This is a genomic window from Herbihabitans rhizosphaerae (genome assembly GCF_004216555.1).
GTDB lineage: Bacteria > Actinomycetota > Actinomycetes > Mycobacteriales > Pseudonocardiaceae > Herbihabitans > Herbihabitans rhizosphaerae.
Window position 1 is genome coordinate 65962 of record NZ_SGWQ01000009.1, and the last position, 23153, is coordinate 89114.

At 69.7% G+C, this 23153-nt stretch carries 21 protein-coding genes and 1 riboswitch; of the genes, 9 read left to right on the forward strand and 12 right to left on the reverse strand.

Features of this window, described 5'->3' with window-relative positions; translation table 11 throughout:
• Window positions 1-7: 7 nt before the first annotated feature.
• Genes pyk through EV193_RS23825 form a run of 3 tightly spaced genes read right to left on the reverse strand, consistent with a single transcriptional unit; the run spans window position 8 to window position 3185 of the window.
• Entirely contained in the window at window positions 8-1432 is a 1425-nt protein-coding gene (pyk, locus tag EV193_RS23815) for a pyruvate kinase (RefSeq protein ID WP_130346611.1), read from the reverse strand.
• 52 nt (window positions 1433-1484) lie between these two features.
• The gene (locus tag EV193_RS23820) at window positions 1485-2150 is read right to left on the reverse strand and encodes a DUF2461 domain-containing protein (RefSeq protein ID WP_130346613.1); all 666 of its coding nucleotides are present in this window, start codon (window positions 2148-2150) and stop codon (window positions 1485-1487) included.
• Between the two features lie 60 nt (window positions 2151-2210).
• Complete coding sequence (locus EV193_RS23825) at window positions 2211-3185, reverse strand: trypsin-like serine peptidase (protein ID WP_130346615.1); 975 nt, start codon at window positions 3183-3185, stop codon at window positions 2211-2213.
• A 184-nt stretch (window positions 3186-3369) separates the two neighbouring features.
• Between EV193_RS23825 and EV193_RS23830 the strand changes: the two genes are divergently transcribed.
• Complete coding sequence (locus tag EV193_RS23830; RefSeq protein ID WP_207222780.1) at window positions 3370-3705, forward strand: DUF1801 domain-containing protein; 336 nt, start codon at window positions 3370-3372, stop codon at window positions 3703-3705.
• 335 nt (window positions 3706-4040) lie between these two features.
• On the opposite strand, the gene EV193_RS23840 is transcribed toward EV193_RS23830, so the two are convergent.
• The 3 genes from EV193_RS23840 to gltB all read right to left on the reverse strand — a co-directional run bounded on the left by EV193_RS23840 (window position 4041) and on the right by gltB (window position 10469).
• Window positions 4041-4244: a PspC domain-containing protein gene (locus EV193_RS23840; protein ID WP_130346619.1), complete on the reverse strand. Its 204-nt coding sequence runs from the start codon at window positions 4242-4244 to the stop codon at window positions 4041-4043.
• Window positions 4245-4393: 149 nt separating this feature from the next.
• Complete coding sequence (locus tag EV193_RS23845) at window positions 4394-5914, reverse strand: glutamate synthase subunit beta (protein ID WP_130346621.1); 1521 nt, start codon at window positions 5912-5914, stop codon at window positions 4394-4396.
• Complete coding sequence (gene gltB, locus EV193_RS23850) at window positions 5907-10469, reverse strand: glutamate synthase large subunit (RefSeq protein WP_130346623.1); 4563 nt, start codon at window positions 10467-10469, stop codon at window positions 5907-5909. Before gltB ends, EV193_RS23845 begins: the two co-directional genes overlap by 8 nt.
• A 320-nt stretch (window positions 10470-10789) precedes the next feature.
• Window positions 10790-10933, forward strand: a riboswitch (adenosylcobalamin (AdoCbl) riboswitch).
• A 60-nt stretch (window positions 10934-10993) separates the two neighbouring features.
• Here gltB and EV193_RS23855 point away from each other — a divergent pair.
• The 4 genes from EV193_RS23855 (at window position 10994) to EV193_RS23870 (ending at window position 14300) form a co-directional block, all read left to right on the forward strand.
• Window positions 10994-11950 (forward strand): ABC transporter substrate-binding protein, encoded by a 957-nt coding sequence (locus EV193_RS23855; RefSeq protein ID WP_130346625.1) that lies wholly within the window; start codon window positions 10994-10996, stop codon window positions 11948-11950.
• Window positions 11951-11997: 47 nt separating this feature from the next.
• Entirely contained in the window at window positions 11998-12999 is a 1002-nt protein-coding gene (locus EV193_RS23860; protein ID WP_130346627.1) for a FecCD family ABC transporter permease, read from the forward strand.
• Window positions 12996-13781: an ABC transporter ATP-binding protein gene (locus EV193_RS23865; protein WP_130346629.1), complete on the forward strand. Its 786-nt coding sequence runs from the start codon at window positions 12996-12998 to the stop codon at window positions 13779-13781. The genes EV193_RS23860 and EV193_RS23865 overlap by 4 nt, the downstream gene beginning before the upstream one ends.
• Before the next feature lie 66 nt (window positions 13782-13847).
• Window positions 13848-14300 (forward strand): hypothetical protein, encoded by a 453-nt coding sequence (locus tag EV193_RS23870; RefSeq protein ID WP_130346631.1) that lies wholly within the window; start codon window positions 13848-13850, stop codon window positions 14298-14300.
• A 29-nt stretch (window positions 14301-14329) separates the two neighbouring features.
• Here EV193_RS23870 and lgt read toward each other — a convergent pair whose 3' ends face one another.
• Window positions 14330-15346, reverse strand: a complete 1017-nt coding sequence (lgt, locus tag EV193_RS23875; protein WP_130346633.1) for a prolipoprotein diacylglyceryl transferase — start codon at window positions 15344-15346, stop codon at window positions 14330-14332.
• A gap of 146 nt (window positions 15347-15492) precedes the next feature.
• On the opposite strand from lgt, the gene EV193_RS33800 reads away from it, so the two are divergent.
• The 4 genes from EV193_RS33800 to EV193_RS23895 are packed head-to-tail and all read left to right on the forward strand — an operon-like array spanning window position 15493 to window position 19188.
• A complete protein-coding gene (locus tag EV193_RS33800) occupies window positions 15493-16041 on the forward strand; it encodes an SAV_915 family protein (protein WP_207222781.1) in 549 nt (182 codons plus the stop codon).
• Window positions 16042-16044: 3 nt separating this feature from the next.
• On the forward strand, window positions 16045-16338 hold the full coding sequence (locus EV193_RS23885) for a hypothetical protein (RefSeq protein ID WP_130346635.1): 294 nt from the start codon (window positions 16045-16047) through the stop codon (window positions 16336-16338).
• Complete coding sequence (locus tag EV193_RS23890) at window positions 16335-17510, forward strand: hypothetical protein (RefSeq protein WP_130346637.1); 1176 nt, start codon at window positions 16335-16337, stop codon at window positions 17508-17510. The genes EV193_RS23885 and EV193_RS23890 overlap by 4 nt, the downstream gene beginning before the upstream one ends.
• A gap of 22 nt (window positions 17511-17532) precedes the next feature.
• Window positions 17533-19188, forward strand: coding sequence for a hypothetical protein (locus tag EV193_RS23895; protein WP_130346639.1), 1656 nt, complete (start codon window positions 17533-17535; stop codon window positions 19186-19188).
• Here the strand turns inward: EV193_RS23895 and EV193_RS23900 are convergent.
• From EV193_RS23900 to trpC, 5 genes are all read right to left on the reverse strand, one after another.
• Window positions 19185-19727 carry a Uma2 family endonuclease gene (locus tag EV193_RS23900; RefSeq protein ID WP_242613619.1) on the reverse strand — a complete coding sequence of 181 codons (543 nt, stop codon included), beginning with the start codon at window positions 19725-19727 and terminating at the stop codon, window positions 19185-19187. The two genes, EV193_RS23895 and EV193_RS23900, sit on opposite strands and share 4 nt — an antisense overlap.
• Window positions 19728-19936: 209 nt before the next feature.
• Entirely contained in the window at window positions 19937-20248 is a 312-nt protein-coding gene (locus EV193_RS23905; protein WP_130346643.1) for a hypothetical protein, read from the reverse strand.
• Window positions 20249-20314: 66 nt separating this feature from the next.
• The gene (gene trpA / locus EV193_RS23910; protein ID WP_130346645.1) at window positions 20315-21106 is read right to left on the reverse strand and encodes a tryptophan synthase subunit alpha; all 792 of its coding nucleotides are present in this window, start codon (window positions 21104-21106) and stop codon (window positions 20315-20317) included.
• Window positions 21106-22344, reverse strand: a complete 1239-nt coding sequence (gene trpB / locus EV193_RS23915) for a tryptophan synthase subunit beta (protein WP_130346647.1) — start codon at window positions 22342-22344, stop codon at window positions 21106-21108. The genes trpA and trpB overlap by 1 nt, the downstream gene beginning before the upstream one ends.
• Window positions 22341-23153, reverse strand: a complete 813-nt coding sequence (trpC, locus tag EV193_RS23920) for an indole-3-glycerol phosphate synthase TrpC (protein WP_130346649.1) — start codon at window positions 23151-23153, stop codon at window positions 22341-22343. The genes trpB and trpC overlap by 4 nt, the downstream gene beginning before the upstream one ends.

Consider the following 23153-nt stretch of genomic DNA (forward strand, 5'->3'; position numbering starts at 1 on the left):
TCCAGGGTCAGGCGTGGTCTTCCTCGCCGAGACGGTGAACCCTGATGAGGTTAGTCGAGCCGATCGTGCCTGGTGGGGAGCCTGCGACGATGACGACAAGGTCGCCGGGCTGGTACCGCCCGATGGACAGCATCGAGATGTCGACCTGGCGCACCATCTGGTCGGTGGAGTCCACGCTGGGCACCAGGAACGTCTCCGTGCCCCAGGTCAGCGCGAGCTGACTGAGCACGTGCTGCTCGGGGGTGAACGCGAGCAGCGGCAGCGTGGTGTGCAGCCGGGCGAGCCGCCGCACGGTGTCTCCGGACTGGGTGAACGCGACCAGCGCCTTGGCGTTCAGCCGCTCGCCGATGTCCTTCGCGGCGTAGGACAGGACGCCCCGCTTGGTGCGTGGCACGTGGGTCAGCGGCGGCACGGCGGTGGACTCGTTCTCCACCGCCTGGATGATCGAGCCCATGGTGCGCACGGTGCCCGCCGGATAGCGGCCGACGCTGGTCTCGCCGGACAGCATCAACGCGTCGGCGCCGTCCAGCACCGCGTTGGCCACGTCGGACGCCTCTGCGCGGGTCGGCCGGGAGTTGTTGATCATCGAGTCGAGCATCTGGGTGGCCACGATGACCGGCTTGGCGTTCTCCCGCGCGATCTGGATGGCGCGCTTCTGCACCAGTGGCACCTGCTCCAGCGGCAGCTCGACACCGAGATCGCCGCGCGCCACCATCACGCCGTCGAAGGCGAGCACGATCGCCTCGAGGTTGTCCACCGCCTCCGGCTTCTCCAGCTTGGCGATCACCGGCAGCCTGCCGCGCCCGACCCGGTCCATCACCTGGTGCACGAGGTCGATGTCGGCCGGCGAGCGGACGAAGGACAGTGCGATGAAGTCCACGCCGAGGTTCATCGCGAACTCGAGATCCTCGATGTCCTTCTCGGACATCGCGGGGACGGAAACGTCCATCCCTGGCAGCGAAAGCCCCTTGTTGTTGCTGACCTCGCCGCCCTCGGTCACCTCGCACACGACGTCCTGACCGTCCACTTCGGACACGATCAGGCCGACCTTGCCGTCGTCCACGAGCAGCCGGTCGCCGGCCTTCGCGTCGTCGGCGAGGCCCTTGTAGGTGGTGGACACCCGGTCGTGCGTGCCGGCGACGTCCTCGACGGTGATCCGCACGGTGTCGCCGGTGTTCCACTGCACCGGCCCACCGGCGAACGTGCCGAGCCTGATCTTGGGACCCTGCAGGTCGGCCAGGATGCCGACGGAGCGTTGCGTCTCGTCGGCGGTGGCGCGGACCAGGTCGTAGACCTGCTTGTGGTCGCTGTGGCTGCCGTGGCTGAAATTCATCCTGGCGACGTCCATACCGGCATCCACGAGCTCGCGGACCTTCTCCGCGGTGGCCGTCGCGGGGCCGAGGGTACAAACGATCTTCGCGCGTCGAGTCACACGATCAGCGTAGCCCGATCGGCTGGAACGATGAAGAAGGATCGCCGAACGTTCAATTGGACGGCTTCTCGCTGACGCCGACGTGGTCGCGCGCCCACTCGTTGAACGGCCGCAGGTCGCGCCACGCCTTGCGCACCCGGTCCAGGCAGGTCCGCTCGTGCAGCACGTCGTCCGGCTCCCACACCTGGACCGCGTACACGCTGCGATGACGCAGCAGCTCGATCCGGGGATGGTCGGCCGGGAAGCCGCGCGGGCGGCTCTTCAACACGTCTCCCCTGATCTCCCAGCCCTTGCGGCGCAGCGTCTTGAGGATCTTGGCCAGCGCCTCGCCGTGGATCTCCTCGGCCGCCGCCGTGCGGTAGCGGGCGATCTGGTCGGACGCGAGGTGGAAGCACCCGCCGCCGGTACGCAGGCCGACCGGGCTGACCTCGACGTAGTACGCGCCGCCGCCGCGACCGGGCTCGATCACGCCGCCGCAGTTGGTCTTGTACGGCGTCTTGTCGTGGGAGAACCGCACGTCCCGGTAGGGGCGGAACACCTTGGCGCGCCCGAAGTCGGTGGCGAACTCCGCCTCCAGCTCGGCGAGCAGCGCCTCCATCGGCGCGCGCACGTCGTCTTGGTAGACCGACTTGTTGTCCTCCCAGTACGGCTTGGAGTTGTCCGCCTCCAGGCCGTCGAAGAAGTCGATCGCGTGCTCGCCGAAGCCCTCAAAAGACATGCGGGACAACATAACGGGCGCCCGGGACAGTTCCCGGACGCCCGTTACGTAACGCGTGACTCAGGTGCCCTGCGCCGTGTTGTACACGCCCTGCGCGTCCGCGCCGAAGTACGGCCCGAACATCCAGAACGGAATGATGTTGATCTTGTAGCTGTTCACCGACTGCTGCACGCCGGCCCCGGTGCTCTCGTTGAACTGGGCGAACCACGGGCCACCGCTGGAGCCACCGGTCATGTTGCAGTTCATGCCGATACCGTCGCTGAGCAGCGCGTTGAACGTGCGACCGCTGCAGTAGATCATCTTGGAGCCGTCGTACGGCGCCGCCGCCGGCCAGCCGAACGCGTACATGTTCTGCGTCTTGGCCTGGTTGAACGCGACACCCTGGCCGCCGACCACGTCGGTGAGGTTCTTGCCGTCGAGCTGGTTCACCACGGCCGCGCCGACGTCGTAGTTGATGTCCTCGCTTGCCGCCCACTGCGGGGTGGCCAGCGTCTTGCGCGCGGTCCAGGTGCCGTACGGGGCGTTGCCGTCACGGTAGGCCGGCACGAACACCCAGTCGGCGTGCCAGTTGCCCTCCAGCTTCACGCAGTGGCCCGCGGTGAGCACCGTGCTCTTGTTGCCGCTGGTGACCGCGTCGCCGCTGCAGGAGGCCTTGCGCCCCTGGTAGCTGAAGAACACGCGGCCGGCGGTCTTCTGCACCGCACCTCCCCGGGTCCACTCGGCGCCTCCGCTCGGGAAGGCCAACGGGCCGAGGATGCCGCCGAGCACGGTCGGCCGGACCACCTGGGACGCACCCTTGGCGACCTTGTGCGTCAGGCGCTTGGCGTCCGCCGCGGGGAGCAGCGTGTCGAGCGGGACGGCCGACCGCATCGCGTCCGCCGTCCACGTGGTCGCGACACTCGCCGTGGCGGCGATGTCGTTGACCGCGGGGCCGCGCGGAGCGGCCGACTCGGCGGACGAGGGGACGGACAGCCCGGCGAGCGCGATGGTGCTCGCCGCCAGCACGACGGCGGACTGCCAGATTCGTCGATTCATCTGTACACCTACCTTCCGGTCACCCGATCAGGGTCGACCGCGCAGGGGATAGGTTCCTGTCATCCCCGTAACGGGGTAACGAGCCGGAAGGTACTCCTCGGTAACACCGCCGGAAAGACACTCACCGGGTGGTGCTCGCGAAAAGAAACGTCACTGTCTGTGTTCTTCGTTCGAGCCGCCGGCGGTGCGACGATTACTGCTGGGCGAGGAGGCGGACCATGTTCGGACAGAGCAGTGCGCGCACCCACGAGGAGTACATCGACGCGTTGGAGGAGCCCCGGCGCAGGGCGACTGGGCGCTGGTCTCGCTGGCGAGCAACAAGCGCTACATATCGTTGTACGTGTGCTCGGTGACGCCGGACGGCAGGTACCTGCCGGAGTCCTACGAGCAGACGCTGGGCAAGGTGTCGGTCGGCCGCAGCTGCATCCGGTTCAGCCGGTTGTCCGATGTGGACACTCGAGTGCTGGCCACACTGCTGCGTGAGGCCGCCACGCTGCCCCCGGCCGACCTACGGGACTAGGCCGCGGCGAAGTAGTGGCCGCCGTCGAGGTCCGCGAGGAGACCGGGGTGGCCCGGCCGCCAGCTCAGGAGCCGTTGGGTGCGCGAACTGGACGCGGGAACATCGAGCGGCACGAGGGGACGCGAGAAAGCCGAAGTGGGCCTGCGCCTGATCGGGCGACACCGCGGCCGTAGGCACACCCAGGTGACGGCCGATGGTCTCGGCGATCAGGCTGCGTTGGGTCGAGGGAGCCGATCAGGAGAAGTTCTCGGACATCGCCCGTGCGGAGTTGGACGGGCTGAGGGCTGCTGTCACGACGCTGGCGTGATCACGGCGGGTGATCACGCCAGCGTGGCTCAGACGTTCACGGTGCGGCGGCTGGGAATGGCGAACCACAGCACGAGGTAGGCGATGAACTGCGGGCCGGGAAGCAGGCAGGACAGCAGGAACGCCAGCCGGACCTTCCTGGGCTCCCAGTTGTAGCGCTCGGCGATTCCGCCGCAGACACCACCGATCACGCGGTTGTTTTCGGACCTGGTCAACTTCTTCGTCGTCGTCATGACTCAATGGTGTCGCCGCCCAGGCTCGAAAGCCTCAGTGGAAACTCCCGAATGACCCTCGACTTTTCCTGAGGCCGACAGGTAGGGGTTCCTCCACCCCCAGGTGGACCATCGCTACGCCGCAGGGCGTACCCGGCCCACGAAAGACCTCACACGACGGAGAGCGGCAGCGCCGTCGGGTGCACGGGCGCCGGCAACTCCGAAGCGCCAGTCAGAAAGGCGTCCACCGCGTTGGCGACCGAGCGCCCCTCCGCGATGGCCCACACGACGAGCGACGCCCCGCGATGCGCGTCACCGCACACGAACACACCGGGAGCGGAGGTCTGCCAGTCCGCCCCACAGGACAGATTCCCCTTGGGAGACAACGAAATCCCGAGCCCGTCGAGCAGCGGCATGTGCTCGACGCCCTCGAACCCGATCGCCAGCAGCACCAGATCCGCCGGCAACTCCTCGACCTGAGAGTTCACCGGGACGACCTCACGACGGCCCGTCGACGGGTCCCGAGACACCCGCACCTCGCGCAGCCGCACGGCCCGCACGTTCCCGGCGCCGTCGTCCACGAACCCCTCCACGGCGACCGCGAACTTCCGCTCCCCCGCCTCCTCGTGCGCCGGATAGGTACGCAGGATCCACGGCCACACCGGCCACGGCGAACGCTCGTCGTCGCGCTGCCTCGGCGGCCGCGGGTACTGGTCGAGCTGCGTCACCGAGAGCGCGCCCTGCCGAGTCGCCGTCCCGTAGCAGTCCGCCCCGGTGTCACCCCCACCGATGATGATCACGTGCTTACCCGCAGCCGAGATCGGCGTCGGCCCGTCGCCCTCGCATTCCCTGTTCGACGGCACCAGGTGGTCCATCGCCAGGTGCACGCCAGACAACGCGCGTCCCGGAACATCCGTTGCGTCCCGCCCGCGCAACGCGCCGACGGCCAGCACCACCGCCTCGTAGCCGGCGCGCAGGTCCTCCACGGACAGGTCGCCGCGACCGGAACCGCCCACCTCGCAGCCGGTCACGAACTTCGTGCCCTCTGCGCGCAACTGGACGAGCCGCCGGTCGAGGACCTTCTTCTCCATCTTGAACTCGGGGATGCCGTAGCGCAGCAGCCCGCCAAGCCGGTCGTCCCGCTCGAACACGGTCACCTCGTGGCCGGCGCGGGTGAGCTGCTGAGCCGCGGCGAGCCCGGCGGGACCGGAGCCGACCACGGCCACCTTCTGGCCCGACGACACCGTCGAGACGCGCGGCTGGACCAGATCGCGCTCCCAGGACACGGCGGCGATCGCCTCCTCGACGCGCTTGATCGCCACCGCTCCCCCGGACTCCGGCGAGATCGCCAGCACGCACGCCGACTCGCACGGCGCCGGGCACAGCTTGCCGGTGAACTCCGGGAAGTTGTTGGTCGCGTGCAGCCGGTCGCTGGCCAGGCCCCAGTCGCCGCGGCGCACCAGGTCGTTCCACTCCGGGATCAGGTTGCCCAGCGGGCAACCGGCGGATCCGCTGTGGCAGAAGGGAACTCCGCAGTCCATGCAGCGAGTCGCCTGCTCGCGGACCTGACCGTCCCGAGTGGATGGTTCGAGGCCGGCGTACACCTCGCGCCAGTCGGCCAGCCGGTCCTCGGTCGGACGCTTCCGCGCGTCGGCGCGCTGGTGCTTCATGAAGCCGGTCGGGTCAGCCACGGGACGCCTCCATCACGGCCTCGTCGACGTCGCGGCCCTCGGCGCGCGCGAGCCTGATCGCCTCCAGCACGCGCTGGTAGTCGCGCGGCATCACCTTGGTGAACGAGGCGGCGCGCCGGGTCCAGTCGCCGAGCAGCGACGCGGCCACCGCCGATCCGGTGAACCGGTGGTGCCGCTCCACCGCGCCGCGCAGCCAGCGCAGGTCCGCGCCGTCCGGCCGCTGCAACTCGACCATCGCCGTGTTGACCAGCCGCGCGTCCAGGTCCAGCACGTAGCCGACGCCGCCGGACATGCCGGCCGCGAGATTGCGGCCGGTCGGCCCGAGCACCACCGCGTGCCCGCCGGTCATGTACTCGAAGGCGTGATCGCCGACGCCCTCCACCACCGCGGTCGCGCCGGAGTTGCGCACGCAGAACCGCTCGCCGACGCGGCCGCGCACGAACAGCTCGCCACCGGTCGCGCCGTAGCCGATCACGTTGCCGGCGATCACCTGCTGCTCGGCGGCGAACGGCGCGTCCTGGTGCGGCCGGACGACGACGCGCCCGCCGGACAGCCCCTTGCCGACGTAGTCGTTGGCGTCGCCGACCAGGTCGATGGTGATCCCCGGCGGCAGGAACGCGCCGAGCGACTGGCCGGCGGACCCGGTCAGCGTCACGGTGATCGTGCCGTCCGGCAGGCCCGCGCTGCCGTAACGCCGGGTCACCTCGGAGCCGAGCAGCGTGCCGACCGTCCGGTTCACATTGCGCACCGGCAGCTCCAGGTGCACCTCGTGCGCGTCCTCCAGGGCGGCCTCGGCGAGCTGGATCAGCGTGCGGTCCAACGCGAGATCGAGCCCGTGGTCCTGGGCGCGGATCCGCCGCCGAGCCGGGCCGTACGGCGACTCCGGCACCGCGAACACCGGCGACAGGTCCAACCCGCCGGCCTTCCAGTGCGACACGGCGTCGTCGGTGTCCAGCAGGTCGGCGCGCCCGATCGCCTCGTCCAGGGTGTGGAAGCCCAGCTCCGCCAGGTGCTCGCGCACCTCCTGCGCGACGAACTCGAAGAACGCCACCACGTGCTCCGCTTGCCCGGTGTATCGCTTGCGCAGCAACGGGTTCTGCGTCGCCACGCCGACCGGGCAGGTGTCCAGGTGGCAGACACGCATCATCACGCAGCCGGCCACGATCAGCGGCGCGGTGGCGAATCCGTACTCCTCCGCGCCGAGCAGGGCCGCGACGATCACGTCCCGCCCGGTCTTCATCGCGCCGTCCACCTGCACGGTGATCCGGTCCCGCAAACCGTTGAGCACCAACGTCTGCTGGGTCTCGGCGAGCCCGATCTCCCACGGCGTGCCGGCGTGCTTGAGCGAGTTCATCGGCGACGCGCCGGTACCGCCGTCGTGGCCCGAGATCAGCACCACGTCCGCGTGCGCCTTGGACACCCCGGCGGCGACCGTGCCGACTCCCAGTTCGGACACCAGCTTCACGTGCACCCGCGCGTGCTCGTTGGCGTTCTTCAGATCGTGGATGAGCTGCGCGAGGTCCTCGATCGAGTAGATGTCGTGGTGTGGGGGTGGCGAAATCAACCCCACACCGGCGGTCGAGTGCCTCGTTCGGGCGATCCACGGGTACACCTTGTTCGGCGGGAGCTGGCCGCCCTCACCGGGCTTGGCGCCCTGCGCCATCTTGATCTGGAGGTCGGTCGCGTTCACCAGGTACTCGCTGGTCACGCCGAACCGCCCGCTGGCCACCTGCTTGATCGCCGACCGCCGCTCCGGGTCGTAGAGCCGATCAGGGTCCTCGCCGCCCTCACCGGTGTTGGACCGCCCGCCGATCCGGTTCATGGCGATCGCCAGCGTCTCGTGCGCCTCGGCGGAGATCGACCCGTAGGACATCGCGCCCGTGTTGAACCGCTTCATGATCGACTCGACGGACTCCACGTCCTCGATCGGAATCGGCCCGCTTTCGTTGCCGCGCAAGGAGAACAGCCCACGCAGCGCGCCGCCCTCACGGTTCAGGCGCTCCACCTCGGCCACGTACTCGCGGTACACCTCCACCCGGCGCGTCGTGGTCGCGTGCTGCAGCAGGAACACCGTCTCCGGGGTGAACAGGTGCAGCTCGCCCTCGCGGCGATAGGCGTACTCGCCGCCGACGTCGAGCCGCCGGTGCACCCGGTCGGTCGGGTTCTCCGGGTGGGCACGCCGGTGCCGCGCGGCCGCCTCCTCGGCGAGCACGTCCAGCGCCACACCGCCCAGCTTGGACGTCGTGCCGGTGAAGTACTCGTCCAGCACGTCCATCGACAGCCCGAGCGACTCGAACACCTGCGCCGCCGTGTACGCGCCCACGGTGGAGATGCCCATCTTGGACATGATCTTGAGCACGCCCTTGACCAGCGCCTGCACGTAGTTGCGGATCGCGGTGCGCGTCTCGATGCCGGTGATCGCACCCTGGCTGATCAGGTCCTCGATCGTCTCGAACGCCAGGTACGGGTTGACCGCGGCGGCGCCGTAGCCGAGCAGCAGCGCGATGTGGTGCACCTCGCGCGCGTCACCCGATTCGACGACGAGCGCGACCTGAAGGCGCTCCTTCGTGCGCACCAGATGGTGGTGCACCGAAGACACGAGCAGCAGCGACGGGATCGGCGCCAGCCGGTGATCGGAGTCGCGGTCGGACAGCACGAGCGTGCGCGCGCCGTTCTCGATCGCCTCGGACGCCTCGCGCCGCACCCGCTCGATCGCCGCGGCCAGCGCCTCGCCCCCACCGTCCACTTCGTACAGTCCACTGAGGACAGTGCAGGCGTAGCCGGGCAGATCGCCGTCGTCGTTGACGTGGATCAGCTTGGCCAGCTCGTCGTTGTCGATCACCGGGTACGGCAGCCGGATGTGCCGGCAGGACGCGGGCGAGGGCTCCAGCAGGTTCTGCTCCGGCCCCATGATGCGCGCCACCGACGTGACGATCTCCTCGCGGATCGCGTCCAGCGGCGGGTTGGTCACCTGCGCGAAGTTCTGCTTGAAGTAGTCGTAGAGCAGGCGCGGCCGCTTGGAGAGCGCCGCGGGCGGCGTGTCCGTGCCCATCGACCCGATCGGCTCCGCACCCGCGGTGGCCATCGGAGTGAGCAGGATCTTGACCTCTTCCTCGGTGTACCCGAACGTGATCTGCCTGCGCAGCACCGATTCGTGGCTCTGCACGACGTGCTCGCGGTCGGGCAGGTCCGCGATCTCCAGCAGCCCGGCGTGCACCCACTCGTCGTAGGGCAGCAGCGCGGCCAGCTCGGACTTGACCTCGTCGTCGTCCACGATCCGCCCGCGCACGGTGTCCACCAGGAACATCCGGCCCGGCTGCAACCGTCCTTTTTGGACGACCTGGTCCGGCGGGATGTCCAGCACGCCGGCCTCGCTGGCCAGCACGACCTTGTCATCCGCGGTGCGCCACCAGCGCGCCGGCCGCAGACCGTTGCGGTCGAGCACCGCGCCGACCACCGTGCCGTCGGTGAACGTGACACACGCCGGCCCGTCCCACGGCTCCATCAGGCTCGCGTGGAACTGGTAGAACGACCGCCGGCCCGGGTCCATCGTGGAGTGGTTCTCCCACGCCTCCGGGATCATCATCAGCACCGCGTGCGGCAGGCTCCGGCCGCCGAGATGCAGCAGCTCCAGCACCTCGTCGAAGGACGCGGAGTCCGAGCCGTCCGGGTCCACGATCGGATACAGCCTGGTCAGATCGCCGGCGATGAGGTCGGAGGCGAGCAGCGCCTCGCGGGCGCGCATGCGGTTCCGGTTGCCGCGGATCGTGTTGATCTCGCCGTTGTGCGCCACGTACCGGAACGGGTGCGCCAGCGGCCAGGACGGGAACGTGTTCGTGGAGAACCGGCTGTGTACCAATGCGATCGCACTGACAAGCCGCTCGTCGGACAGGTCGCGGAAGAACACCGGAAGCTGCTCGGTGGTGAGCATTCCCTTGTACACCAACGTCCGCGACGACAGCGACGGGAAGTACACGCCGGCGCCGCCCGCGTTGCTCTCGTGCTCGACCCGCTTGCGCACGGCGAAGGCCAACCGGTCCAGCTCGACGCCGCTCACCTCTGGGCCGGCGTCTGGGCCGGCCAGGAACACCATCGCGAAGTGCGGCATGACCCCGCGCGCGGTCGGCCCGACCTCGGCGGCGTCCGGGTCGACCGGCACGTCCCGCCAGCCGAGTACGTCCAGCCCCTCCTCGCCGGCGATCCGCTGCACCGTCTCGACTGCCTTGGCACGGGCCTCCGGCTCACTCGGCAGGAAGGCGATGCCCGCGGCGTACCGGTTCAGACCGTCCGCGGTGGACTCGGGCAGCTCGAAGTCCACAGTGGACCGGAGCAGCGCGTCGGGAAGCTGGACGAGGATGCCGGCGCCGTCGCCACTCGTCGGCTCCGCACCCGCGGCCCCGCGGTGTTCGAGGTTGGCGAGCGCGGTCAGCCCGTCCGCGACGATCTCGTGACTGCGACGACCTCGGACGTCTGCCACCATCGCCACGCCGCAGGAGTCGCGCTCCTCGGTCGGGTCGTACAGCCCTTGCGGGCCGGGGATGGCGGAGAAGATCACTGCGCAGACCTCCCTCGTCGTCCTCGCGCTCAGTGGCGAACGGTGCCGGTTCTGGGCGCGGGACGACAATGGCCCGCGTTGTTGACGCGACTTTACAGTCCCGAAACGAGCAAGGCACCGTTCGTTGGGGTGGTTCCTCCGTCGCGGCGTAACGATTCGGTCGGCGCTGACGATCGCGCTCATCCGCAACGATCGATCAGCTGGTCCACCCTCTCCACGAGGGCTTTCGAGCTGCCCCGAGGAGGCCGTGAACCACCTCTGACCTCCGACGTTTCCACCTGATAGTTTACCGGCGCCGGTCGGCCCGTGCTGGCGCGCGCAGTCGGCCGGCGACGTGATGGTGGTAGCGAAGTCCGGTGCGAATCCGGCGCTGTCCCGCAACTGTGATGGCTACTCGAAGCCGAGTCAGGTCGCCTCCGCCCCACGTCGACGCCATTCGCCTCCGGTGCAGGGGTGCGGCGTCGGTCGCCCGTCGGGCACGGCCGGCACGCCCTCCGTAGCCGGCCGAAGACACGAGGTCGCCGATGTCCCGTGCACGACACCCGTTGACTCGCCTGCTTGTCGCGCTGCTCGCGCTGGTCGCGCTCGCCGGATGCGCGGCACGTGAGCAGGCGGCGGCACCCGGCGCCGGTCAGAACGCCGGGACGCCCGAGGCCGCGTTCCCGGTGCAGCTCACGGTGCCCGGCGGCAAGCCGGTGGTACTGGACCACAAGCCCAAGCGGATCGTGTCGCTCAACCCGGCGGCCACCGAGGTGCTGTTCACCATGGGCGCCGGCGAGCAGGTCGTCGCCGTGGACAGCCAGTCCAACTTCCCGCAGCGCGCACCCCGCACCGCGCTGTCCGCCCTCACCCCGAACGTCGAGGCGATCGCCAACTACAAGCCCGACCTGGTGATCCTGTTCAGCGACCCGGGCGGTCTGGCCGACAGCCTGGAGAAGCTGCACATCCCGACCATTCGGCTGGCGTCGCCGAAGACGACCAACGAGGCGTACGCGTACATGCGGCTGCTCGGCCAGGCGACCGGTCACGCCAAGGAGGGCTCCGACCTCGCCGACCGCACCAAGGCGGACATCGAGAAGCTCGTCGCCGAGACACCCAAGCCGGCGCGCCCGCTGAGCTACTACTTCGAGATCGGGCCGGACCTGTACTCGCTGACCTCCAAGACCATGATCGGCCAGCTGGTGAGCCAGTTCGGGCTGGCCAACGTGGCCGACCCGGCCGGCGCCGTCGGCGAATACCCGCAGCTCAGCCCGGCCGACCTGGTTCGCGCCAATCCCGACCTGATCTTCCTCGCGGACACCGTGTGCTGCCAGCAGAACGCGCAGACGATCGCGGCGCGACCGGGGTGGAACAGGCTCAAGGCGGTCACCGGCGGCAACGTCGTCGAGCTGAACGACGACCTGGCCACCCGCTGGGGCCCGCGCGTCGTGGAGGCGCTCAAGGCCGTGTCCGCCGCCGTCACCAAGGCCGGCAAAGCATAGGTACCCGGGAGACCACTGAAGCAGTCCCCACGCGCCTGCGCGGGTGGATGCTCGCGGTCACGATCGCGGCGCTCGTCGCGGTGGTGGTCGGGTCGACCCTGCTCGGTGCCGCCGACCTCGGCGTCGGCCGCATCATCGCCGAGGTCTGGGCGCAGGTCACCGGCGGCGTGTCCCCGCTGTCGGAGACCGAGGCGGCGATCCTGTGGCAGATCCGGCTGCCTCGCGTGCTGCTCGCCGGTCTGGTGGGCGCGGCGCTGGCCGGATCGGGTGCCGCGTTCCAGGGCGTGTTCCGCAACCCGCTGGCCGATCCGTACCTGCTCGGCGCCGCGGCGGGCGCCGGCCTCGGCGCGACCATCGTGGTCGTGGCGTTCCCGGACGCCGGCGCCTGGGCGGTCAACCCGATTCCGATCGCCGCGTTCCTCGGCGCGCTCGGCGGGGTCGCGCTGACCTGGGCGCTCGGCAGCTCGGCCGGCGGTGGCGGCACCGCGATCCTGCTGCTGGCCGGCGTCGCCGTCGCGTCGTTCCTCGCCGCCATTCAGGCGTTCGTGCAGCAGTTGAACACCGACACGATCAAGCAGGTGTACACCTGGATGCTCGGTGGGCTGAGCACGTCCGGGTGGCGCGAGGTGCTGCTGACGCTCCCCTACATCGCGCTGGCCGTCGTCGTGCTGTGCCTGGCCGCGCGCCTGCTGGACGTGCTGTCGGTGGGCGACGAGGAGGCCTCCTCGCTCGGGCTGCGACCGGCCCGCGTGCGCATGATCGTGCTGCTGGCCGCGTCGCTGGCCACCGCGGCCGCCGTGTCGGTGAGCGGGCTGATCGGGTTCGTCGGGATCGTGGTGCCGCACGTGGTGCGCATGCTGGCCGGCGTCAGCTACCGGATCGTGCTGCCGCTGTCGCTGCTCGGCGGGGCGACGTTCCTGGTGATCGCGGACTATGTGGCACGCACCGCGTTCGCGCCGGCCGAGGTGCCGCTCGGCGTGATCACCGCGTTCACCGGCGCGCCGTTCTTCGTGCTGGTGCTGCGCCGGTCGCGGGAGAAGCTGCGATGACCGCCGTGCACCTTTCCGAGGTGAGCGCCGGATACCGGGGCCGGACGGTGGTCTCCGGCGTGACGCTGGACGTGCCGACCGGCGCGTGGCTGGCGATCATCGGGCCGAACGGCGCCGGCAAGTCCACGCTGTTGAAGGCGATCGCCGGGCTCGTGCCGCAGGCCACCGACGTGCGGGTGGACGACCGTCCCACCCGGACACTCGACCCACGAGAACGGGCCCGGCTGATCGGCTACGCGCCGCAGAACCCGGTGATGCCGGACGGGCTGTCGGTCACCGACTACGTGCTGCTGGGACGCACGCCGCACCTCGGCCTGCTCGCCAGGGAGGGTCCGCGCGACCTGGCCATCGTGCACTCGGTGCTGGACCGGCTGGACCTCGCCGAGCTGGCCGACCGTCCACTTCGGACACTGTCCGGCGGCGAGCGCCAGCGCACGGTGCTGGCGCGGGTGCTCGCCCAGCAGGCCGGCGTGCTGCTGCTGGACGAGCCGACCACGGGCCTGGACATCGGGCACGCGCAGTCGCTGCTCGAACTGGTGGACCGGCTGCGCGCCGAGGACGGCACGACCGTGATCAGCACCCTGCACGACCTGACGTTCGCCGCGCAGTACTGCGACCGGCTCGTGCTGCTGAACGCGGGAACCGTTGTGGCGTCGGGGAAACCGGCCGAGGTGCTCACGCCGGAACTGCTGACCGAGCACTACGGCGCCACGGTCGAGGTGCTGCCGACGCGCGAGGGCAATCTCGTCGTCGCGCCGACACGGGCCCGACCGGAGCACTAGGGTGAGCCATCCGTTCGCCGCCTCAGGAGCACGTCGATGACGCACAACCCGCACGGTAACCCTTGGATGGGCGCACCACAGCACGGTGGTCCGCCGCCGGCGCCGCCGGTGAGCAGCCGCGACATCGCCCGGGTCGCGAGCCTGTTGGCTCTGGTGGTCGGGCTCATCGCGATCGGGTACTTCGGCTACCTCGCGGTCGATGATCTCGCCGGGAAGAACTACGGCGACGGCGCCGCCGCGGCGGTCACCGTCTTCGGCGGACTCCTGTCAGTGTCCGGGGCGTTGCTGCTGTTTCGGCGTTCGCGAGCGGGCCGGGTGCTGATCATCCTGGGCAGCGCGTTCGAACTGGCGGTGCTGGAGCTCGGCGACATCGAGGCGTTCGGGCTCGCCGCGGCGGCGGTGGTCGCGGCGGTGCTGGCGTTCCTGTCCCGCGCCTGGTGCCATCCGAAGCGCGTCGCCCAGCCGTACGGCTACCCACCCGCCCAGGGGCACGGTCCGCCGCCACAACAACGTTGGTAGCGAACCACTGATCAGTCCACTGTGGACGGTCAGTCGTCGTCGCGCTTGCCCGCGCCGTCCAGTTCCTTGTCGGTCGTGGACTCGCCCTCGCCGCCGTCGTCCTCGCCGTCGTCGTCCTCGCTGTCATCCGGGCTGTCGTCCGGCTCAGCCTGGTCCACCGGCGTGAGGGTGACCTGGTCGGCCCGCAGCGCGGCGAGATCCTCGCGCTCACCACGGTTGCGCGCGATCACGAAGTAGGCGATGGCGCCGACGAACAGCAGCGCCGAGGTGAACACGTTGACCCGCACGCCGAGGATCGTGTTCGCGAAGTCGGTGCGCATCAGCTCGATCCAGAAGCGCCCGGCCGTGTAGCCGGCGACGTAGAGCGCGAACGCCCGGCCGTGGCCGAGGCGGAACCGGCGGTCGGCCCACACGACGAGCGCGGCGACGCCGAGGTTCCACAGCAGCTCGTACAGGAACGTCGGGTGCACGACCTCGATCGGCGAGCCGATGGCGACACCGTTGAGCGGATCCACGCCGCCGGACTCGTTGACCCGCCGGTAGATCTCCAGGCCCCACGGCAGGTCGGTCGGGCCGCCGTACAGCTCCTGGTTGAAGTAGTTGCCGAGGCGCCCGATCGCTTGCGCGACAACGATTCCCGGCGCGACCGCGTCGGCGAACGCGGGCAGTGGGACGCCGGCACGGCGGCAGCCGATCAAGGCGCCCACCGCACCGAAGGCGATCGCGCCCCAGATGCCGAGGCCGCCCTCCCAGATCTTGAGCGCGTCGATCGGTGTCTTCGGGCCGTCGCCGAAGTACGTCGGAAAGTCGGTGATCAGGTGGTAGATCCGGCCACCGATCAGTCCGAACGGGACGGCCCACACGGCGACGTCGATCACCGTGCCCGGCGCGCCTCCCCTGGCCCGCAAACGCTTCTCGCCCCACCAGATCGCCACGATGATCCCGGCGATGATGCACAACGCGTACGCGCGGATCGGGATCGGGCCGATCTCCCACACGCCCCGGTCCGGACTGGGGAAGCTGGCGAGGATCTCTGGCGCTGTCACGCCGCACACCGTAGCCCGCTCGTGGCCGTCGCCGTCGCGGACCCTGAAATGTGACCCAAGCCACCAGAACCAAACGGATTCCCCTACCGTCCGAGCAACCGTAAGCTTTCCAATAGCAATGAACCTGTTGGCGAGAAGGGTTGCTCATGGACACCGAGTTTCCACCTCCTCCTGTCGTCTACGTCGCCTGTCACGAGACGGGTGTGGAGAAGTTCAGCCCGGTGCTGATCGATCTCGACGACGGCCGGGTCGCTCTGTGCGTCTACACGGCTTTGGATCGGCTGCACGCGCTGTGCGGCCGAGAGCAGCCGTGGACGGCGCTGGCCACGGCCCGGCTCGACGACCTGCACGAGCTGATGCCGTTCGACGTCGTCATGCCGGACGCCGACCTCCTCACCGGGAACACGCAGTTGCCAGATGGGAACGAGCAGCGAGTGGTCCCGCCGGTGGTCTACCTGGCCTGCGCCGACACATCCGACGACCAGTTCGTACCCGACCTGCACTGGGGCGCGGACGGCACGCGGATGCTGCTCGTCTACTCCGCGCTGGACCGGTTGATCGATCTCTGTGGGCCGCATCAGCGCTGGGCCGTCGTGCCGGTCGAACGACTCGACGAGATCCGCGAGCAGGCCCCGTTCGATCGCGTCGAGATCGATGCCGAGATCCCCGAGCAGCACCGCAGGAAGGCGGCCTGACCCATGCCAGACGGAGACAAACTCCACGTCGATCCCAACACGCTCAAGAGCGTCGGGGACGCGCTGTGGAAGGCCGGCACCACGCTCGGCGAGACCACCGCGCCACCGGCGGCCGACGCCGGCGCGGAGACCGGACACTTCAAGGCGCTCGCCGATCGGATGCACAAGGAGGCCGGCACGATGGCGATCGGCCTGGTCGCCGCCGCCAACGAGGTGGCCAAGACGCGCCAGGACGCGCTGACCCGAGACAAGAACGCCGGCCGGGCGTTCCAGGGCAAGAACGGCGGGCGGCCATGACGATCAACACCGAGATCAAGGGTGACCCGGCCAGCGTCCGGGCGCTCGGCAAGTGGTTCGAGACCTCGATCGCCAAGGGCATGCAGACCGCGATCACGAGCGCCTACAAGGCCAGGACCGACACCGAGGCCGACTGGGGCGGCACGTCCGGCCCCGCGTTCCGCCAGCGGATGACCACGGGCACCCGGAAAGCGGCGATCGCGGTGTCGGCGGCCAAGCGCGCGGCCGAAGCGTGCGAGGACTGGGCCGAGAAGACCGAGAAGATGAAGAAGGACATGGAGAAGGTCCGCAAGGAGGCCCAGTCCGCCGGTCTCACGGTCACCGCGACCACGATCAGCCCACCTGGCAAGGCACCGCAGGCACCGCCCGCCGGCACCACCGGCACCCAGATGACCACCTACAACCAACACGCGGCGGCGTACAAGAAGGCGGTCGAGGCGTACAAGAAGGCCGGCGACGACGTCAAGGAGATCCGCGCCGACCAGAGCTTCCTGGCCAAGACCATGCGCAACGTGCAGAACGACATCACCGGCAAGCCGCCGTTCCTGGTCGCCACGTCGTTCGCCAACGACGGGTACGTCGGCCCGGCCTCGAAGTGGTACGCGACGCGCGGCCCGGAGAAGGCGGCCGCGATCCGTGCCGCCATCCAGGAGAAGGCGCGCGGCTTCCACCAGGCCGGCCAGATGACTCGCGTCCGGCAGATCGCCCTGCGCGAAGAGGCCCGGAACGCCAGGGGCTGGGAGAAGTTCGGCAAGTGGTCGGCCAAGTGGGGCAAGTTCACCGGCCCCGGCTCGTGGATTCTCGGGGCGGCCGGTACGGCCTACGACATCAAGTACAACGACAAGTCGCCGAGCAACGCGATCGCCAGTTATTTCGGCGGCAACCTCATCGGCATGGCGGCGGGCCCGGCCGTCGGCGCCGGCCTCGGCGCGCTCGGCGCCAACCCGGTGACCATCGCGGTCGGCGGTGCCGCCGGCAGTCTCGCGGGCAGCGCGATCGGCAGCGCGATCATCGACACCGCGTGGGACAAGACGCTGAAGGACTCCGGCGCGGAGAAGTGGATGGACAAGAAACTGGAGCAGGGCTGGGACGGGGCGACGAAGTACGTATGGGAGAAGCCGAAGGAGAAGTTCACCAACGGCTTGAAGAGCCTGGCACATCCCCGGTTCTGAGCAGCCGTGACATGATCGCGGGGTGGTGACACACGAGCGGCTGGTCGAGTGGTTGCGCACCGAGTACGGCTGGCGGCACCTGGACAAGCGGGTGCACGACCTCGGGTACGCGTACTCGGTGGACACCCAGCCGGACGCGTACCACGACGGCGACGAGAACGCGATGACCTGGGGCAACGGGCCGCTGCTGGTGATCAAGAGCAGCGGCAAGGTGTACGAGTTCGGCTCGAACCCGATGTTCCAGCCGATCTGGACCGCGAGCACCGAGCAGGAGTTCGACGCCGCGGTGAAGGCGACCCGCGTCCGGGTGCGGCCGACCAAGCGGATCAAGGGCCGCGGGCGCGCCACCGCTCCCCCGCCGGCGCCGGATCCCTTTGCGCTGCAACGGGATTCACTGATCGGCTGGCTGCGCACCACCCGCGGCTGGCGGCACCTGGACGACCGGATCAGAGACATCGGGTACGCCTACTGGGTGGACACGCAGCCCGACGAGTACCTCGACGGGCGGCTCGGCCCGCAGTGGGCCGGCGGCGCGCTGCTGGTGCTCAAGCGCACCGGCGAGGTCTATGACTTCGGCGCGAACTCGCTGTTCGGGGCGGTGTACCAGGCGCGCTCCGAGCAGGAGTTCCAGGCGGCACTGGCCGCGACCGGCGCCCGCCGAACACCGCACGAGCAGGTGCCGCCGGATCACCCGCCGCCCGAGGTGACCCGCGAGTTGCTGACGGACTGGATGACGCGCCGGCACGGCTGGCGGCACCTGGACTCGCGGATCACCGACGCCGGGTACGCGTTCGTCGTCGGCACCCAACCGGACGCGTACCACGACGGCGACGCGAGCGCGATGACCGTCGGCAGCGGGCCGTTCTCCGTGCTCAAGCGCACCGGCGAGGTGTTCGGCTTCGGGTCGAACCCGATCTTCCAGCCGGTGTGGTCGGCGCGAAGCGAGGACGAGTTCCGCGCCGCACTGGCCGGCATCGGCGTGTCTGCCGAGCCCGTCGAGCGCCTGCCGGTCGGCGCACCCGAGGTGGGCCACGCCCAGGGGCTCACCCGCGAGAAGCTGATCGACTGGATGTGGCGGCGGCGCGGATGGCTGCACGTGGACCGGATCACCGACCTCGGGTACGCGTTCGCCGTCGAGCAGCAGCCGGACGCGTACTACGCCGGTGATCGCTCCGCGTACGACCACTCGAGCAGCCCGCTGATCGTGGTCAAGGGCACCGGCGCGGTGTGGGGCACGGTGAACCACCCCGCGTACCAGGACGTGTGGGCGGCACGGTCGGACGACGAGCTGCGGGCGGCTCTGGCGCGGCTGGACGTGCACCACCCCGAGGACGAGGTGCCGTCCGGTCCGCCGGGCGTCCCGATGGTCACCCGCGACCAGGTCAACGAGTTCGCGCGGCTGTACGGGTGGGAACAGCTCGATCGGCGGATCGGCGATCTCGGGTACGCGTTCTCGATCGACACCCAGTCGGACGGGTACTACCTCGGCACCGAGTCGATGACCTACGGCAACGGCCCGCTGATCGTGCTCAAGCGAACCGGGAACGTCTACCGGTTCAGTTCGAACCCGGTCGACCTGGAGGTGTACACCGCGCCGACCGAGAAGGAGTTCCTCGCCGGGCTGCGGCGAACCCGGCGGGACACTGAGCCGGAGACGGTGATCCCACCAACCGGCTAACCGAGATCGATCTCCACGGGGAACGGCAGCTCGATCCGCAGCAACCCGTCCTCGCTGTGCGCGATCTCGGTGTATTCCTCGCCGTCCAGTTCGAACAGCGTGGCGGTCGGAGGCTCTGGTACCGGGTCGATGAGCAGGAAGTACCCGATCGCGGCCTCGGCGTACAACTGCCGCTTGAGTGCCTTGTCGTACGCGCCCGTCAACGGTGACAGCACCTCGACCGCCAGCAACACATTGTCACTCGTGCCGTAAAGAAAGTTGCCCTGCTCCGCAGTCACCGTCAGATCGGGAATCAGCAGCCTTCTCGGCGCGAGGAGAATGTTGATTCCGGGAAGTGACCGGTGCCCGGGCGGTATGACGTCCCGAAGGCTGAACTGGACGTTCTGAAGTACTTCCTGATGACGGGACGTCGGCGCCGGGCTCACGACGAGTGCTCCGTCGATGAGTTCGATTCTCTGGCCGTTGTCCTCGGGCAGAGCCAGCACCTCTTCGAGGGTCCACTCCCGCGGATGGTGCGGGAACGCGGGTGCTTCTGGCATGGCCATGTCCTTGGTCCTCCGGAAGTAGCCGAGTCACAGTGTGACACGGGACGGTGTGGACGAGCGCGTTCATGCGTCCAGCTTCGGCGAACGGCAGGCCTGCTCGACGGGCGGCGAACGAATCTGTGGACAACTCGGAGGTTGTGGATAGATGCCGGTGAAGGCGCGACAGCTGCCGGATGCCGCCGCCGCGCCGTGGAACCGCTCGCTCAGCAGTGCGGCAGGTCGTCGCTCCCCGGAATCAGCAGATTGTCACTCGGCACGAACCCCCACCGAGAACTGTCGCTCTTGATCTTGGTCCACCACAGTCCGTCGCCGTAGTCGACGCAGCTGATGTAGTACCCGTGGTCCTGCTTGACGCCGCCGACCCGCGCGCCGTTCCAGTGCGGCGTGGCGCGCACGCCCATGTCCCGGTCCGGGTACCCGACCTTGTAAGCCGCTTGTGCCGCAACGGGTTCCGGTGTCGCGGCGGACGCGACCGGCACCGCGACGATCGACGCGAGCGCACCGATTGCCGCCACGACGGCCATACGAATCGTCGATCCCCTTCGCGGCGGAATCGTGACCGCGTAAGCAGTCGGTAAGACTCAGGCGGAGCGGACGGCGCCGCGCACGCCGGCGGCCAGCTCCTCAGCCAGCTCGCGAACCGGCTGGATCCCTTGTGCCGCACGGGAAACGAACGCCGAGCCGACGATCACCGCGTCGGCGAACGACGCCACCTCGGCCGCCTGCTCGCCGGACCGCACGCCCAGCCCGACGCCGATCGGCAGCGTCGTGTGCTCACGCGTACGAGCCACCAGCCCGGCCGCGGCGCTGCCCACCTGATCGCGCGCGCCGGTCACGCCCATCACGGCGGTGGCGTACACGAACCCGGAGCTTGCCTTGACCGTGCGGTCGATGCGCTCGGCCGACGACGACGGCGCGACCAGGAAGATCCGGTCCAGCTTGTGCTCCTCGGACGCGGCGAGCCAGTCACCGGCCTCGTCCGGGATCAGGTCCGGCGTGATCATGCCGAGCCCGCCGGCCGCGGCGAGATCGCGCGCGAACGCGTCGACGCCGTAGCGGTGCACCGGGTTCCAGTACGTCATGACCACCGCGCGCCCGCCGGCCGACGCCACCGACTCGACCACGGTGAACAGGTCGCGCAGCCGGAAACCGTTGCGCAGCGCGGAATCCGCGGCCGCCTGGATCGTCGGGCCGTCCATCACCGGATCGGAGTACGGCACGCCGATCTCGACCAGATCGCACCCGGAGTCGATCATCGCGGCGAGCAGCTCGCCGGAGCCGTCGACCGTCGGATAGCCGGCCGGAAGATAGCCGGCCAGCGCGGCACGGCCCTCCGCACGAGTCTGCTCGAACAGCGGATCCAGGCGCCCCATCACGAATCTCCAGTAAACCCGAAGTACTTCGCCGCGGTGTCCATGTCCTTGTCACCGCGACCGGACAGGTTCACCAGGATCAGCCCGTCCGGGCCGAGCTCCTCGCCGAGCTTGCGCGCGCCGGCCAGCGCGTGCGCCGACTCGATCGCGGGGATGATCCCCTCGGTGCGGGCCAGGAGCTGGAACGACTCCATCGCCTCGGCGTCGGTGACCGAGCGGTACTCGGCGCGGCCGGTGTCCTTGAGCCACGAGTGCTCCGGCCCGACGCCCGGGTAGTCCAGCCCCGCTGAGATCGAGTACGCCTCGATCGTCTGGCCGTCCTCGTCCTGCAGCAGGTAGGAGAACGCGCCGTGCAGCATGCCGGGCAGGCCCTCGGACAGCGTCGCGCCGTGCTCGCCGGAGTCGATGCCGTGCCCACCGGGCTCCAGGCCGACCAGCCGCACGTCGGGGTCGTCGATGAACCCGTGGAAGATGCCGATCGCGTTGGATCCGCCGCCCACGCACGCCGCCACCACGTCCGGCAGCCGTCCGGCGAGGTCCAGGATCTGCGCGCGCGCCTCGGCGCCGATGATCTTGTGGAAGTTGCGCACCATCGTGGGGAACGGGTGCCCGCCGGCCGCCGTGCCGAGCAGGTAGTGCGTCGTGTCCACATTGGACACCCAGTCGCGGAGCGCTTCGTTGATCGCGTCCTTGAGCGTGCGCGAGCCGGTCTTGACCGGGATGACCTCGGCGCCGAGCAGCTTCATCCGCGCCACGTTGAGCGCCTGCCGCTCGGTGTCCACCTCGCCCATGTAGACCACGCAGTCCAGGTCGAGCAGCGCGCACGCGGTCGCCGTGGCCACGCCGTGCTGACCGGCGCCGGTCTCCGCGATCACCCGCTTCTTGCCCATGCGCTTGGTCAGCAGCGCCTGCCCGAGAACATTGTTGATCTTGTGCGAACCGGTGTGGTTGAGGTCCTCGCGCTTGAGGAAAACCGTTGCGCCACCACAGTGTTCGGCGAACCGGGGCGCCTCGGTCAGCAGCGACGGACGGCCGGCGTAGTCCCGCAGCAGGCGCTTGAACTCACCGGTGAACTCCGGGTCCGTCCGCGCCTTGTCGTAGGCGGCGGACAGCTCGTCCAGCGCGCCGATCAGCGCCTCCGGCATGAACCGCCCGCCGTACGGGCCGAAGTGACCGTGCTCGTCCGGGTCGTGCTCGCCGGGAGCGTGGTGGTCCTGCTGGTCCGGCGCCGAAGTCACCGGGCCGGCCTCGGACAAGCCGGGTGCGAGCCCGCGGTCACCAACTGGATCAGCGCCTTCTTCGGGTCCTCCGCCGCGACGAGCCCCTCGCCGACCAGCACCGCGTCCGCGCCGACTCCGGCGTAGGCCATCAGGTCACTCGGCCCGCGCACTCCGGACTCGGCGATCTTGATGACGTCCATCGGCAGGCCCGGCGCGATCCGCCCGAACACGTCCCGGTCGACATCCAACGTGTGCAGATTCCGCGCGTTCACGCCGATCACCGACGCGCCGGCCTCCAGCGCGCGGTCCGCCTCCTCGGCGGTGTGCACCTCGACCAGCGCGGTCATACCGAGCGACTCGACTCGGTCCAACAATGAGACCAACGCGTTCTGCTCGAGCGCCGCCACGATCAGCAGCACCAGGTCCGCGCCGTGCAGCCGCGCCTCGTGCACCTGGTACGGGCTGACGATGAAGTCCTTGCGCAGGATGGGAATGTTGACCGCGGCGCGCACCGCGTCGAGGTCCTCCAGCGAGCCGCCGAAGCGCCGCTGCTCGGTCAGCACGCTGATGACCCGCGCGCCGGCCTCCTCGTAGTCCTTGGCGAGCGCCGCTGGATCCGCGATCTGCGCCAGGTCGCCCTTGGAGGGGCTGCGCCGCTTCACCTCCGCGATGACGCCGATGCCCGACTCGCGCAGGGCGGCCGGCACATCCTTGGCCGGCGTGACCTTCGCGGCCCGCTCTTTCAGCTCATCGAACGGCAGCTGGGCCTCTCGTGCGGCCAAGTCCTCGCGCACGCCTTCGATGATCGACTCCAGGACGCTAGTCAC

Bases quoted from the DNA above. Each gene is read 5' to 3' on its own strand.
- EV193_RS23900 (WP_242613619.1), bottom strand. From the start codon at position 19,727: ATGCCAGAAGCACCCGCGTTCCCGCACCATCCGCGGGAGTGGACCCTC.
- EV193_RS23860 (WP_130346627.1), top strand. From the start codon at position 11,998: ATGCTCGCGGTCACGATCGCGGCGCTCGTCGCGGTGGTGGTCGGGTCG.
- EV193_RS23865 (WP_130346629.1), top strand. From the start codon at position 12,996: ATGACCGCCGTGCACCTTTCCGAGGTGAGCGCCGGATACCGGGGCCGG.
- EV193_RS23820 (WP_130346613.1), bottom strand. From the start codon at position 2,150: ATGTCTTTTGAGGGCTTCGGCGAGCACGCGATCGACTTCTTCGACGGC.
- EV193_RS23870 (WP_130346631.1), top strand. From the start codon at position 13,848: ATGGGCGCACCACAGCACGGTGGTCCGCCGCCGGCGCCGCCGGTGAGC.
- EV193_RS23840 (WP_130346619.1), bottom strand. From the start codon at position 4,244: ATGACGACGACGAAGAAGTTGACCAGGTCCGAAAACAACCGCGTGATC.
- EV193_RS23855 (WP_130346625.1), top strand. From the start codon at position 10,994: ATGTCCCGTGCACGACACCCGTTGACTCGCCTGCTTGTCGCGCTGCTC.
- EV193_RS23890 (WP_130346637.1), top strand. From the start codon at position 16,335: ATGACGATCAACACCGAGATCAAGGGTGACCCGGCCAGCGTCCGGGCG.
- EV193_RS23825 (WP_130346615.1), bottom strand. From the start codon at position 3,185: ATGAATCGACGAATCTGGCAGTCCGCCGTCGTGCTGGCGGCGAGCACC.
- EV193_RS33800 (WP_207222781.1), top strand. From the start codon at position 15,493: ATGGACACCGAGTTTCCACCTCCTCCTGTCGTCTACGTCGCCTGTCAC.
- EV193_RS23885 (WP_130346635.1), top strand. From the start codon at position 16,045: ATGCCAGACGGAGACAAACTCCACGTCGATCCCAACACGCTCAAGAGC.
- trpA (WP_130346645.1), bottom strand. From the start codon at position 21,106: ATGGGGCGCCTGGATCCGCTGTTCGAGCAGACTCGTGCGGAGGGCCGT.